Origin of the sequence: Luteimonas campi (genome assembly GCF_051162505.1) — a bacterium.
Lineage (GTDB): Bacteria > Pseudomonadota > Gammaproteobacteria > Xanthomonadales > Xanthomonadaceae > Luteimonas.
In genome coordinates this window covers 732,065-745,387 of record NZ_JBNWEM010000002.1, presented here as the reverse complement: position 1 = coordinate 745,387, position 13,323 = coordinate 732,065, and the positions used below count along the sequence as shown (strand labels likewise).

Below are 13,323 nucleotides of genomic sequence, written 5' to 3'. Positions count from 1 at the left end.
CAGCGCGTGGGCCGGCGCGCGCTATTGCGCCGTCGGCGAGGCGATGTCGAACTCGCGCAGCATGGCCAGGTCGGCGACCAGGCCGGTGTACGCGGCTTCGCGCGCGGCGGCATTGCGCTGGCGCAGCACCCAGGCCGGATGCACGGTGAGCAGGGCGCGGCTGCCGTCGTGCAATGTGCGCCACTGCCCGCGCTCCTGCATCAGCCGCACGCCGCGACCCAGCAGGGCCAGCGCCGCCGTCGCGCCCAGGCAGACGATGACCTCCGGGCGCACCGCCTCGATCTCGCGCGCCAGCCAGCCGCGGCAGGCGTCCACGTGCATCGCCCCCGGGTTGCGGTGCAGGCGCTGCTTGCCGCGTCGCTCGAAGTGGAAATGCTTGACCGCATTGGTGAGGTAGAAGCGCCCGCGGTCCAGGCCGAGCTCGCCCAGTGCGCGGTCGAGCAGTTGCCCGGCCGGACCGGTGAACGGGCGGCCGGTGAGGTCCTCGGTATCGCCGGGCTGCTCGCCGAGCAGCAGCACCCGCGCATCGGCCGGGCCTTCGCCGAACACGGTCTGCGTGGCCGGCTCCCACAGCGGGCAGGCGCGGCAGGCGCGCGCGGCATCGCGCAGCGCGGGCAGCGCCTGGGCCGGATTCGGATTTCCACCGGTCTGGGCGGAGGGCCGGGCTTCCGAAGGCCGGGCCGAGCCGGACCCCGGCGTTGCCCGTGCCGGGATCCGTCTCCGTGGCGCCTGCGCTTCGCGCTCGGCCATGTCGCGCACGCGCGCACCGGCCTCGCGCATCAGCCCGGGCAGCAGCTGCGCCTCGGGCAGGTGCTTCCAGTAACGCACCGGCATCTCCTGGCGCATCATCCGCGGATTGAGTCGCGCCGGATTGAAGATGTGCGCGTAGTAGGTGCGCCACAGGTCCTCATGCGCATCCTCGGCCGGCGCATCGCTGGCCAGCCCGCCGTCGCCGAAGCCCAGTGTCGTGCCGTCCCAGTGCGCGCTGCGGTAGGGGGTGAGGATCGCCCAGCGCATGCCGGCGAAGCGGCGCGCAAAAAAAGGCGCGACCCGGTCGACGATGCGGTGGTCGGGCTCGAACCAGGCGACGAAGGCATTGGCATCGCCTGGCACGGCGCGGAACCGCACGAACGCCTTCATCTTGTGCGCGTCGCGACGTATCGCCTGCGCCAGCGCCTGGGCACGTCGCACGTCGGCATCGGCCGGATTGGACAGCAGCCGCGGCTCGCCGTGGTTGGCGCGCCACAGCAGCCGGTAGAGCAGGCCCAGCCGCTGCGGATCGCGATGGCACAGTACATCGCCGGCCAGGCCGAGCAGGGCGCTGGAGGCGCGCGGCTCGACGGGCTGCGACGGCGCCAGCGCGATGTCGGGCGCGGCCAGCAGGGTGGCGGGCGCCTGCTCGTCGAGCCAGTCGATGTCCTCGGGCGGCACCTGCGCCTGCAGCGCGTGGCGCGCGACATGGCGCCACGCGTCCGCGTCCCAGGGCGGATCGACGCGGGCCGACCAGCGCCCCATGTCAGGCCGCCGCGTCGAACAGCGACCCCTGTCGCGGCGGCGGCGCGAGTTTCGCGCGCAGTGCCTGCGGATCGTCGAGCGCACGGCGCGGATGGTGGTCGGCCAGCTGCACGAACGGCAGCAGCTTCGCCAGGGGCGCGCGCAGCCGCGCCAGGTCGGCCACGCGCAGACGGCCATGGCGACGCGCGGCCAGTACGCGTTCGACATTGCGCAGGCCCAGGCCCGGCACCCGCAGCAGCAGCTCCTTCGCGGCGCTGTTGAGATCGACCGGGAACCGCTCGGGATGACGCAGCGCCCAGCCCAGCTTGGGATCCACGTCGAGATCGAGCATGCCGTCGCCACGGCCGTCGGCGATCTCCTCGATGCGGTAGTCGTAGAAGCGCAGCAGCCAGTCGGCCTGGTACAGGCGATGTTCGCGCTGCAGCGGCGGCGCGCGCGGCGGCAGCTTGCTGCTGGCGTCGGGAATCGGGCTGAAGGCCGAGTAGTAGACGCGACGCAGGCGGTAGTTGCCGTAGAGGTTGTCGGCCATCGACAGGATGGTGCGGTCGTCGGCACCGTCGGCGCCGACGATCATCTGAGTGCTCTGCCCGGCCGGCGAGAACCGTGGCGCGCGCCTGCGCGGTGCGCCCGCCACCGAACCCACGGCCCTGGCGCTCTTGCGCGCCTGCTTCGATTCCTCGATCCGCCAGCGCAGCTCGCCCATGGCGCCGCGGATCGCCGGCAGCTGCTTCTCCGGCGCCAGCGCGGCCAGGCCCTGCTCGGTGGGCAGCTCGACGTTGATCGACAGCCGGTCGGCGTAGCGCCCGGCCGCGGCCAGCAGCTCCGGCGAGGCCTCGGGGATGGTCTTGAGGTGGATGTAGCCGGCGAAGCGGTGCTCCTCGCGCAGCCGCCGCGCCACCTCCACCAGCTGCTCCATGGTGTAGTCGCCGCTACGGATGATGCCGCTGGAGAGGAACAGCCCCTCGATGTAGTTGCGCCGGTAGAAATCCAGGGTGAGGTTGACGACCTCGTCCACGGTGAAGCGCGCGCGCGGCACGTTGCTCGACACGCGGTTCACGCAATAGGCGCAGTCGTACACGCAGAAGTTGGTGAGCAGGATCTTGAGCAGCGATACGCAGCGCCCGTCCGGCGTGTAGCTGTGGCAGATGCCCATGCCCTCGGTGCTGCCGATGCCGCCGCTGCGGCGCGAGTCGCGCTTGCCCGCGCCGCTGGACGCGCAGGAGGCGTCGTACTTGGCGGCATCGGCGAGGATGGACAGTTTGCGGGCAGTTTCCATCGCGGCAGGGTCGCGACCGCGCGTCTCAATCCGTGAGACGGTGGCGCGGCGATCATGAACGGCGCCGCGGGCCGGTTCAGCCGCATCGGTGCCACGCGCCGGACGCGCGGCCGCAGCGCGTTGACACGGGACGCATGTGCCCCCGGCTAGCCTCGATCGACCTGGACGGCCGTGCCCTCCACTTTCTCGGGATTCCGGAGTTCCGATGCGCTGCATGTTGGCCGACGCCGTCCATCGCCTGCGCCATGCACGGGGGCGACCGACGCGATGAGCGCCGCGCGCGACCTGGTCGAGCTGCGTCCCGAAGGGCTGTACTGTCCGGCCGGCGATTTCCATATCGATCCCTGGCGCCCGGTGCCGCGGGCGGTGATCACCCATGGCCACGGCGACCACGCCCGCGGCGGGATGGGCGAGTACCACTGCGTGCGGGAGAGCCTGCCGATCCTGCAGTGGCGGCTGGGCCAGCAGCGCTATCGCGTGGTGGCGTATGGCGAGGCCTTCGAACTGGGCGGCGCGCGGGTGTCGCTGCATCCGGCCGGGCACGTACTGGGGTCGGCACAGGTGCGGATCGAACACGGCGACCGGGTCTGGGTGGCCTCGGGCGACTACAAGCGCCAGCACGACCCGACCTGCGCGCCGTTCGAGGTGGTGCCCTGCGACACCTTCATCACCGAGGCCACCTTCGGCCTGCCGATCTACCGCTGGCCGGAGACCGCAGGGGTCGCGCGCGAGATCGCCGAATGGCGCGCGGCCTGCGAGGCCGAGGGCACGGCGGCCGTGCTGTTCTGCTACGCGCTGGGCAAGGCCCAGCGGGTGCTTGCGGAGCTGGCGCCATTCCTCGACGCGCCGGTGCTGCTGCACGGCGCGATCGCCAGTGGCGTGGACGTATATCGCGCCTGCGGCATCGCGCTGCCGCCGACCGAAACCGTGTCCGAACAGACACGCGGTGCCGATTACGCCGGCCGCCTGGTGCTGGCGCCGCCCTCGGCCGCGGGCAGCGCCTGGATGCGCCGCTTCCGCCGCGCGCAGACCGGCTTCGCCTCGGGCTGGATGCGGATCCGCGGCAACCGGCGCCGCCGCAACTACGACCGCGGCTTCGTGGTGTCCGATCACGCCGACTGGCCCGACCTGATGCGCACCGTGCGCGAGACCGGCGCCCGCCGCGTGATCGCCACGCACGGCAACACCGATGCCATCGTGCGCGCGCTGTGCGAGGACGGGGTCGACGCCGGCGCGTTCCGCACCGGGTACGGGGAGGAGAACTGATGGTGCCAGGAGGGGCGCCTGCAACACCGCAACCGCCGGCATCCCGAGGAGTGGCCGCCTCTTTCCGTGGGCGAAGGCGGGGGCGGGGCGCGGCGCTACCTGTGGGAGCGCCCTTGGGCGCGAACGGGGGGCTGGCCTGGCATGACATCGGGCCTGGCAGTTCGCGCGCAAGCGCGCTCCCATATGGCGGGCCGCCCCGCTTCGTTCCTGTGGGAGCGCCCTTGGGCGCGATCGGGGGGCTGGACTGGCATGGCATCGGGCCTGGCAGTTCGCGCGCAAGCGCGCTCCCACATGGCGGGCCGCCCCGCTTCGTTCCTGTGGGAGCGCCCTTGGGCGCGATCGGGGGGCTGGACTGGCATGGCATCGGGCCTGGCAGTTCGCGCGCAAGCGCGCTCCCACATGGCGGGCCGCCCCGCTTCGTTCCTGTGGGAGCGCCCTTGGGCGCGATCGGGGGGCTGGACTGGCATGGCATCGGGCCTGGCGGTTCGCGCGCAAGCGCGCTCCCACATGGCGGGCCGCCCTGCTTCGTTCCTGTGGGAGCGCCCTTGGGCGCGCACGGAGGGCTGGACTGGCATGGCATCGGGCCTGGCAGTTCGCGCGCAAGCGCGCTCCCACAGCGGGATCCGCTTCCCGCGGTGGCCGGCAGGGAGAACACGTGATGCGCCGCTTCGCAGCCCTCTACCGCGAACTCGACCGCAGCACCGCCACGCTGGACAAGCGCGCGGCGCTGGTCCGCTACTTCCGCGAGGCGCCGCCGCGCGATGCGGCCTGGGCGCTGCACCTGCTGTCCGGTGGCAAGATCGCCGGCGCGAAGAAACGCATCGCGAACACGCGCGAGCTGCGCGAGTGGATCGCCGCGGAGGCCCGGCTGCCCGACTGGCTGGTCGACGACAGCTACGACCAGGTCGGCGACCTGGCCGAGACCCTGGCCCTGCTGCTCGACGACCCCGATGCGCTGGGCGAGGACGTGCCGCTCTGGGACTGGATCGAACGCCGCCTGCTGCCGGTCGCCAATCGCGATCCCGAGCTGCGCCGCGCGGTCGTGGTCGGGGCCTGGCGCAGCCTCTGTTTCGACGAGCGGCTGCTGTTCAACAAACTGCTCACCGGCGCGCTGCGCGTGGGCGTGTCGCAGCGCATGGTGCAGCAGGCACTGGCGGAGATGAGCGGCGTCGACATCGCCCGCATCGCCCAGCGCATGCTCGGAAGCTGGCAGCCCACGCCGCAGTTCCTCGCCACGCTGCTGTCACAGGAGGAGCTGGAGAGCGACCGCGAGCAGCCCTATCCCTTCTTCCTCGCCACCCCGCTGGAAGCGGCGCTGCGCGCGCCGGCCGCTGGCGCGGATGCTGACGGGCAGCGCGCCCCGGACCAGGGCGAAGCCGATGCGCGCGCAGCGCGCGAGAGCGTCGAAGCCGCCATGGTCACGGTGGAAGGCGGCGACGACGCGGGCCCGTCCACCCTGGCCAATGACCCCGAGGCGGTCGAGCGCGCGCTCGGCCCCATCGCGGACTGGCTGCTGGAATGGAAGTGGGACGGGATCCGCCTGCAGCTGATCCGCCGCGGTGGCGAGGTGGCGCTGTGGTCGCGCGGCGAGGAGCGGCTGGACGGCCGTTTTCCCGAGATCGAGCACGCCGCGATGGCGCTGCCGCGCGACTGCGTGCTCGACGGCGAGCTGCTGGCCTGGCGCCCCGACGAAGACGACCCGCTGCCCTTCACCGCGCTGCAGACAAGGATCCAGCGGCGCAAGCCCGGCGCGAAGACGCTGGCCGATACGCCGGTGCGCGTGCAGGTCTACGACCTGCTCGAACTCGACGGCGAGGACTGGCGCCAGCGCCCGCAGCAGGCGCGGCGTGCGGCGCTCGACGCGCTGCTGGCGGCGCACCGCGATCCCCGCATCGTCGCCTCGCCACTGGTGGAGGCGGTGGACTGGCCCGCTGCCGCCGCGCTGCGCGAGCAGGCGCGCGCGCGCGGGGTCGAGGGCCTGATGCTCAAGCGCCGCGATGCGCCCTACCAGTCCGGCCGCAAACGCGGCGACTGGTGGAAGTGGAAGATCGACCCGCTGTCCATCGATGCGGTGCTGATCTACGCGCAGTCCGGACATGGCCGCCGCAGCACGCTGTACACCGACTACACCTTCGGCCTCTGGGACGGCGACACCCTGGTGCCCGTGGCCAAGGCCTACAGCGGCCTGGACGACGCCCAGATCCTGCGCCTGGATCGCTGGATCCGCGGCAACACGCTCGAGCGCTTCGGCCCGGTGCGTTCGGTGCCGGGGGTGCACGTGTTCGAACTCGGCTTCGAGGCCGTCAACCGCTCGACCCGCCACAAGTCCGGCATCGCCGTGCGCTTTCCGCGCATCCTGCGCTGGCGTCACGACAAGCCCGCGGCCGAAGCCGACCGGCTCGACACGCTGCGGGCGCTGGCGCGATGAAGGACGCTGCGCCGCGCAGACGCTTCGATGCGCCCTTGGCGGACTGGTTCGCTGCGCAGGGCTGGACGCCTGCGCCGTTCCAACGCGAGGCCTGGCGGCGCTGGCGTCGCGGCGAATCGGGCCTGCTGGTCACGCCCACCGGCAGCGGCAAGACCCTGGCCGCGCTGGGCGGGCCGTTGCTGGATGCGCTGGCCGACGCGGCACGCATGCAGGTGGCGAAGGCTGAGGCGAAGACGACGGCCGCGCGGGCACGCTCGGCGGGCGCGTCGAAGACCGGGCCTGCAATCGGTTCGCGTGCAGGACCAACCGCCCGATCGGTCCTGCAGGCCGAGCCCGCAGCGCAGGCGCAGCCCGTGACCGCCCCGCACAACCCGCGTTCCGACGCCACCGGGGCGGCTGTGGCGCCGGGGCCAGCTGCGTCGCCGGCACCTCGCCCCATCCGGGGCCATCGGCCGGGCGGGCCATCGGCGGCGCGTACGCGTCTGCTCTGGATCACGCCGCTGCGCGCGCTGGCCAGCGACACCGCGCGTGCGCTGCGCGCACCGCTCGACGCGCTGGGCCTCGACTGGACGGTGGCCATGCGCACCGGCGATGCCTCCTCGCGCGACCGCCGCCTCGCCCGCCAGGGGCGCGCCGATGCGCTGGTGATCACGCCCGAATCCCTGGCCCTGCTGCTGAGCTATCCCGACACCGCAGCGCAGCTCGCCGGGCTGCGCGGCATCGTGGTCGACGAATGGCACGAACTGCTGGGCAACAAGCGTGGCGTGCTGCTGCAGCTGTGCCTGGCCCGGCTGCGCGCCTGGGCGCCGGACGTGCGCATCTGGGGGCTGTCGGCCACGCTCGGCAACCTCGAACAGGCGCGCGACGTACTGCTGCCGCATGCGTCCGGTGCCGCGGTGCTGCAGGCCGCAAAACCGCGCAGCATGTCGCTGGAGACCTTGCTGCCCGAGGCCGGCGAGCGCTTCCCCTGGGCCGGCCACATCGGGCTGTCGCAGGTGCAGCGCGTGGCCGCCCGCCTGCAGTCGGCCCGGACCACGCTGCTGTTCGCCAACACGCGTGCGCAGGCCGAGCTGTGGCATCGCGCGCTGTCGGCCACCTGGCTCGACGAGCCCGATACGCTCGCCCTGCACCACGGATCGCTGGACCCGAAACTGCGCGCATCGGTGGAGCAGGGCCTGCGCGAAGGGCGCGTGCGCTGCGTGGTCGCCACGTCGAGCCTGGATCTGGGGGTTGATTTCCCCGCGGTCGACCAGGTGATCCAGATCGGCAGCCCCAAGGGCATGGCGCGCCTGCTGCAGCGTGCGGGCCGCGCCCGCCATCGCCCCGGCGAGGCCGGCCACATCGCCTGCGCCCCTACCCACGCGCTGGAGCTGGCCGAATACGCCGCCGCGCGCGAGGCGCTGCGCGCGGGCGAGGTCGAAGCGCGGCCGCCGCCACGGCTCTCGCTCGACGTGCTGGCCCAGCACTGCGTCACCCTCGCGCTCGGCGGCGGGTTCAGGCCCGGCGCGCTACTGCCCGAAGTGCGCGGCACGCATGCCTTCGCCGCGCTCACCGACGCGCAGTGGCAGGCGGTGCTGACGTTCATCGTGCAGGGCGGGCAGGCGCTGCAGCACTATCCGGAGTACACGCGGGTCGTGGTCGACGACGACGGCGTCTATCGCGTCACCGATCGGCGCATCGCCCAGCGCCACCGGCTCTCGATCGGCACCATCACCAGCGATGGCGCGCTGCAGGTCAAGCTGCTGCGCGGTGGCAGCCTCGGCAGCGTGGAGGAAAGCTTCCTGTCGCGCCTGCGCCCGCGCGACCGCTTCCAGTTCGCCGGCCGCACCCTGGAACTGGTCCGGCTGCAGGACATGACCGCGCACGTGCGCATCGCCAGGAAAGGCGAGGGCATCGTGCCGCGCTGGCAGGGCGGGCGCATGCCGATGTCGGGCGAACTCGGCGCCCGCGTGGCGCAGGTGCTGGCCGGCCCGCGCGACAGCCCCGAGCTGCGCGCGCTTGCGCCGCTGCTCGACCTGCAGGAACGGATTTCCGCCCTGCCGACACCGGGCGGACTGCTGGCGGAGTTCGCGAAGACGCGCGAGGGCTGGCACCTGTTCCTGTATCCCTTCGCCGGCCGCGGCGTGCACGAGGGCCTGGCCGCCTTGCTGGCGCTGCGCTGGAGCCGGCTGGCACCCAATACCTTCGGCTTCGCGGTCAACGACTACGGGCTGGCATTGACCGCGCATGCGCAGACGCAGATCGACGTGGACACGCTGCGTGCGCTGCTCGATCCCGCACGCCTGGTCGACGACCTGCGCGACGGCGCCAACCTCGGCGAACTGGCGCGGCGCCAGTTCCGCGAGATCGCGCGCGTGGCCGGCCTGCTGCCGCCATCGCTGCCGGGCCGCGCGCTGCGCAGCCTGCGCCAGCTGCAGGCCTCCAGCGGCCTGCTGTTCGACGTGCTGCAGCGCCATGACCCGCGCCACCTGCTGCTGGAGCAGGCCGAGCGCGAAGTGTTCGAGGCCCAGCTCGAGGTACGCGCGTTGCAGGCGGTGCTCGCGCGCTGCCACGCCGCGCGCATCGACCTGCACCAGCCGAAGACGCTCACGCCGCTGTCGTTCCCGCTGTGGGCCGAAGGCATGCGCGGCACGCTCAGCAGCGAGGACTGGCGCACGCGCGTGCAGCGCGCCGCCGAGCGGCTGGAACGGCGCCATGGCTGAGGCGCTGGACCTGGAGATTGCCGGCGAACCGGTGCGGCTGTTCGCCGACCGCGCCCTCTTTTGGCCGGCACGGCGACGCCTGCTGGTCGCCGACCTGCACCTGGGCAAGGGCGACACCTTCCGCGCCGCCGGCATCGCGGTGCCCACCGGCGGCACCGCGCACGACCTCGGCCGGCTCGCCGCGCTGCTCGCGCGCAGCGGCGCGCGTTCGCTGTGGATTCTCGGCGACTTCCTGCACGCGCGGCGCAACGCGGCGGTGGATGCCGCCTGGCTCGCCTTCCGCGAAGCGCACCGTGAGGTGGCGTTCGCCGTCATCCCGGGCAATCACGATCGCGCCCTCGACGCGCCCGCCGCAGGCGTGGAGCGCCTGCCCGAAGGCCTGGTCGACGGGCCGTTCGAACTGCGCCACGCGCCGCCGGCACGGTACCCCTCGCAGCACGTGCTGTGCGGCCATGTGCACCCGGTCCTGCGCCTGCCCGGCGTCGGCCGGCACCCGCTGTTCTGGCTGCGCCCGCAGATGACCGTGCTGCCGGCGTTCTCCGCCTTCACCGGCGGCCATCCTGTGCCGCGCGCGGACAGCGGTGGCAGCGTGCTCTGCGACGGCGAGCAGGTGGTGCAGCTGCGCTGACCCAAGCCGGAGGCTGCGAGCGTTGCACGCCGCGTCGGACGCCGCTCAGGGAGAGGGCCGCATCGTGGCGGCCCTTGCCCCAACGCGGACCCGTCCCCGCTGTGCGGAGGAGCACCGCGCGACCTCGACGGCGCTTGTCTCCTTGCTCCGCACGGCGGGGTGGCTGCGAGGGGGTGCCGCCTCCGGCTGCGTCGAATACCAGCAAACCCTTGTCCCATACGACCCGCCAGCCATCGCACTGACAGCGAGGAGTCCAGGACAGCAGTGATCTGAATCGATCAACCCAGCGGGTTCTTTGGTCGATAATCGGTGTCCGCCACCCTTCCGTCGCGATGCCCGGCCTGAGGATCGGTCCTGCAATGGCCCCACAACCGCAGAGCGTCCTGCCCTCTCACGGCCAGCGGCCGTCCCGCGAGAACACCCAGGGTGTCGGGCGGGGGCCGGTCGAGATCATCGCTGCCGACGTCGGTGGCACGCATGCACGGATCGGGCACATCCGGATCGCGGCCGATGGCAGCCACGAGCTGCTGGATCACCAGCAGTACGCCTGCGCGGAACATCCATCGCTGGCCGCGATCCTGCGTGCGTTCATGGCCCGGCGAGATGCGGGCCAGACCGTGGATGCCGCGATCGCCATCGCTGGCGTCCTGGATGGCGACATGCTGATCAACAGCAATCTTCCCTGGCCCGTGTCGCTGGCCCGAACGCAATGCGACGCAGGCCTGCAGACGCTGCGCCTGTTCAATGACTTCGAGGCACTGGCGTTCGCGGTGCCGCATGTCGACCCGTCGCAGGCTGCCCTGGTATGCGGAGAGCCGGTTGCGCCGCCCGATGCGCCGGTGCTGGTGCTGGGCCCGGGGACCGGCCTGGGCGCGGCGCTGTACCTGCCCGGCGACCCGCCAAGGGTGCTGCCGAGCGAGGCCGGGCACGCCGCGCTGGCCGTCGGCACCGCGCGCGAGCTGGATGTCCTGCGCCAGCTGCTCGGACGCTGGCCGCACGTCGACACGGACCGGGTGCTGTCCGGGCCCGGACTGGTCAATACCTACGAGGCGCTGTGCGCGCTGGACCAGGTGCTGCCGGGGCTGCGCGTCCCGGCCGCCGTGTCCGACGCGGCCCGGAGCGGCAGCGATCCGCGTGCCGTCGAGGCGCTGTCGATCTTCTGCGCGCTGCTGGGCAGCGTCGCGGGCGACCTGGCGCTGGCGTTCGGGGCGCGGCGGGTCTACCTGGCGGGCGGCATCCCGGCCCGGATCGAATCGATCCTGCGCGCCAGCGACTTTGCCGCACGCTTCCGCAACAAGGGCGTGCTGGCCGAGCACCTGGCGCGCACGCCGGTCTGGCTGGTCGGGCATGGCCTGCTCGGCGTGCAGGGCGCTGCCTTGGCATGGGCAGCCAAGCGCGGCGGGCCGTAGCGCGGCCGTTTCGACCCGGCTTGCAGGCCTCCCGGCCAAATCCATCCATCCATCCAGAGAGGACGACCGCCATGCACAACCGTCGACGCTTCCTTCGCGCCGCCGCCAGCGGCCTGGGCAGCCTGGCGCTGGGCCCCGGCCTGCAGGCGGGCGTGCGCGTGCAGCCGCCGGCACGGGCGCGGGTGGTCTCGACGTGGGACTTCGGTGTCGGCGCCAATGCGGCGGCATGGCGGGTGCTCGGCAGCGGCGGCAGCGCACTCGATGCGGTCGAGGCCGGCGCGCGCTGGGCCGAGGCCGAGCTGTGCAATCCCACGGTCGGACGCTGCGGCAATCCCGACCGCGACGGCGTGCTGACCCTCGACGCCAGCATCATGGACGGAGACGGCCGCTGCGGTGCGGTCGCCGCGCTGGAGGACATCGCGCATCCGGTGTCGGTGGCGCGCGCGGTGATGGAGCACACCCCGCACGTGATGCTGGTCGGGGGGGGCGCGCAGCAGTTCGCCGTCGCGCAGGGCTTCGAGAAGACGCCCCTGCTGACCGATCGGGCGCGACAGGCCTGGCAGGAGTGGCTGGTGTCGTCGGAGTACGCCCCGCGCATCAACGTCGAGCGGCAGCAGCGCCCCGGAGACAAAAGCAACCATGACACGCTCGGCATCCTCGCCATCGACAGCGCGGGCAGGATGGCCGGCGCCTGCACCACCAGCGGAATGGCCTGGAAGATGCACGGCCGGGTCGGCGACAGCCCGATCGTGGGCGCCGGTCTGTACGTCGACAACGAGGTTGGCGCAGCGACCGCGTCCGGGGTCGGCGAGGAGATGATCCGCAACGCCGCGAGCTTTCTCGTGGTGGAACTGATGCGGCAGGGGCGCTCGCCGGTGGACGCGTGCCGCGAGGCGATCGAGCGCGTGGTGCGCAAGCGTCCGGAGGCGAGCAGGCGCCTGCAGGTATGCTTCCTGGCGATGAACCGGGCGGGCGAGGTCGGAGCGTTCGCGCTGCACGAGGGCTTCGTCTACGCGATGCACGACGACAGCGACCGCCCCCACGACACCCTGCTGGAATCCGGCGCGATCTACGTCGGGGATGCGGCATGAGCGAGGGGCCGCTGCTGGAGATCGCGGCCAATTCGCTGGCCTCGGCGCTCGCCGCGCAAGCCGGCGGTGCCGACCGCATCGAGCTGTGCGAGAACCTCGGGGAAGGGGGCTGCACGCCGTCCTTCGGCACCATCGCGGCGGTGCGCGACCGGCTGCGGATTCCCCTGTACGTGCTGATCCGGCCGCGCGGCGGCGACTTCTGCTACGACGCAGACGAGCGCGAGGTAATGCTGCGCGACATCGACGCCTGTGTCCGCCTGGGCTGCGACGGCGTGGCGATCGGCGCGCTGGATGCCGATGGCGAAGTCGACATGGCCGTCTGCCGCGCGCTGGCGGAAGCCGCTGGGCCTTTGGGCCTCACATTCCACCGGGCGCTCGATGTCGCCCGCGATCCGCCGCAGGCGCTGGAAGCGGCGGTCGAGCTGGGCTGCGAGCGCGTGCTGACCTCGGGTGCGCGGGCGGATGCGCTGGCCGGGGCGGAGACCATCGCCGCGCTGGTGCGGCAGGCGGCGGGGCGGATCACGGTCATGGCTGGCGCCGGGATCAATGCCGGCAACGCCGCCACCGTGCGCGATCGCAGCAAGGCCGACGAGTTCCACGCCTCGGCCGGAGCGCTGCGGCGTTCGTCGATGCGACACCAGGCCGGTCTTCCCGGCTTGGACCCCGACTGGCGGCAGAGCGATCGCGAGGTGGTGGCCGCGCTGCGGGCGCAGTTGCGACGACACTGAGTGTATGGCGCGGGCGCAACGCGCCCGGCCTGCAGGGACTGCGAGCGCGCCGCGGCTGCAGCGCAGCGGCCCGCGTTCGCAGGCGCGGCGCGCCACGCAGCGCTTGCGGTGCGCTGTCGGCGCTCGGTCCGGTCGTCACCGGCTCGCCCGGCAGCGTAGTCAACGCATTGCCGGCGACGGCGAGGTCGGCATCGCCGGAATCGATCCACACCGCGCACGCGATCCGGTCGCCGCCCACCGTGGGCGGGTCGTCGATGGCGTCCATCCGAGATCCGCATCG

General features: G+C 72.9%; 9 protein-coding genes. 7 read left to right on the top strand and 2 right to left on the bottom strand.

The window, feature by feature from the left end:
- Positions 1–21: 21 nt before the first annotated feature.
- Both ACQYVW_RS08270 and ACQYVW_RS08265 read right to left on the bottom strand, forming a co-directional pair.
- Positions 22–1,515, bottom strand: coding sequence for a UdgX family uracil-DNA binding protein (locus ACQYVW_RS08270; protein WP_434946642.1), 1,494 nt, complete (start codon positions 1,513–1,515; stop codon positions 22–24).
- Position 1,516: 1 nt separating this feature from the next.
- Positions 1,517–2,791: a putative DNA modification/repair radical SAM protein gene (locus ACQYVW_RS08265; protein ID WP_434946641.1), complete on the bottom strand. Its 1,275-nt coding sequence runs from the start codon at positions 2,789–2,791 to the stop codon at positions 1,517–1,519.
- A 267-nt stretch (positions 2,792–3,058) separates the two neighbouring features.
- Here ACQYVW_RS08265 and ACQYVW_RS08260 point away from each other — a divergent pair, with 267 nt between their 5' ends.
- The 7 genes from ACQYVW_RS08260 (at position 3,059) to ACQYVW_RS08230 (ending at position 13,043) form a co-directional block, all read left to right on the top strand.
- A complete protein-coding gene (locus tag ACQYVW_RS08260) occupies positions 3,059–4,057 on the top strand; it encodes a ligase-associated DNA damage response exonuclease (protein ID WP_434946640.1) in 999 nt (332 codons plus the stop codon).
- A gap of 658 nt (positions 4,058–4,715) precedes the next feature.
- Positions 4,716–6,485 carry a cisplatin damage response ATP-dependent DNA ligase gene (locus ACQYVW_RS08255; protein WP_434946639.1) on the top strand — a complete coding sequence of 590 codons (1,770 nt, stop codon included), beginning with the start codon at positions 4,716–4,718 and terminating at the stop codon, positions 6,483–6,485.
- A complete protein-coding gene (locus ACQYVW_RS08250) occupies positions 6,482–9,187 on the top strand; it encodes a ligase-associated DNA damage response DEXH box helicase (protein WP_434946638.1) in 2,706 nt (901 codons plus the stop codon). Before ACQYVW_RS08255 ends, ACQYVW_RS08250 begins: the two co-directional genes overlap by 4 nt.
- Positions 9,180–9,815: a ligase-associated DNA damage response endonuclease PdeM gene (gene pdeM, locus ACQYVW_RS08245; RefSeq protein WP_434946637.1), complete on the top strand. Its 636-nt coding sequence runs from the start codon at positions 9,180–9,182 to the stop codon at positions 9,813–9,815. The genes ACQYVW_RS08250 and pdeM overlap by 8 nt, the downstream gene beginning before the upstream one ends.
- Positions 9,816–10,174: 359 nt before the next feature.
- Positions 10,175–11,224: a glucokinase gene (locus tag ACQYVW_RS08240; RefSeq protein ID WP_434946636.1), complete on the top strand. Its 1,050-nt coding sequence runs from the start codon at positions 10,175–10,177 to the stop codon at positions 11,222–11,224.
- 71 nt (positions 11,225–11,295) lie between these two features.
- Positions 11,296–12,315: a glycosylasparaginase gene (locus ACQYVW_RS08235; RefSeq protein ID WP_434946635.1), complete on the top strand. Its 1,020-nt coding sequence runs from the start codon at positions 11,296–11,298 to the stop codon at positions 12,313–12,315.
- Entirely contained in the window at positions 12,312–13,043 is a 732-nt protein-coding gene (locus ACQYVW_RS08230; protein WP_434946634.1) for a copper homeostasis protein CutC, read from the top strand. The genes ACQYVW_RS08235 and ACQYVW_RS08230 overlap by 4 nt, the downstream gene beginning before the upstream one ends.
- Positions 13,044–13,323 lie beyond the last annotated feature (280 nt).

What these genes read in the sequence shown, in the direction of transcription:
- ACQYVW_RS08270 (WP_434946642.1), bottom strand. Translation starts at nt 1,515, where the DNA reads ATGGGGCGCTGGTCGGCCCGCGTCGATCCGCCCTGGGACGCGGACGCG.
- ACQYVW_RS08265 (WP_434946641.1), bottom strand. Translation starts at nt 2,791, where the DNA reads ATGGAAACTGCCCGCAAACTGTCCATCCTCGCCGATGCCGCCAAGTAC.
- ACQYVW_RS08260 (WP_434946640.1), top strand. Translation starts at nt 3,059, where the DNA reads ATGAGCGCCGCGCGCGACCTGGTCGAGCTGCGTCCCGAAGGGCTGTAC.
- ACQYVW_RS08255 (WP_434946639.1), top strand. Translation starts at nt 4,716, where the DNA reads ATGCGCCGCTTCGCAGCCCTCTACCGCGAACTCGACCGCAGCACCGCC.
- ACQYVW_RS08250 (WP_434946638.1), top strand. Translation starts at nt 6,482, where the DNA reads ATGAAGGACGCTGCGCCGCGCAGACGCTTCGATGCGCCCTTGGCGGAC.
- pdeM (WP_434946637.1), top strand. Translation starts at nt 9,180, where the DNA reads ATGGCTGAGGCGCTGGACCTGGAGATTGCCGGCGAACCGGTGCGGCTG.
- ACQYVW_RS08240 (WP_434946636.1), top strand. Translation starts at nt 10,175, where the DNA reads ATGGCCCCACAACCGCAGAGCGTCCTGCCCTCTCACGGCCAGCGGCCG.
- ACQYVW_RS08235 (WP_434946635.1), top strand. Translation starts at nt 11,296, where the DNA reads ATGCACAACCGTCGACGCTTCCTTCGCGCCGCCGCCAGCGGCCTGGGC.
- ACQYVW_RS08230 (WP_434946634.1), top strand. Translation starts at nt 12,312, where the DNA reads ATGAGCGAGGGGCCGCTGCTGGAGATCGCGGCCAATTCGCTGGCCTCG.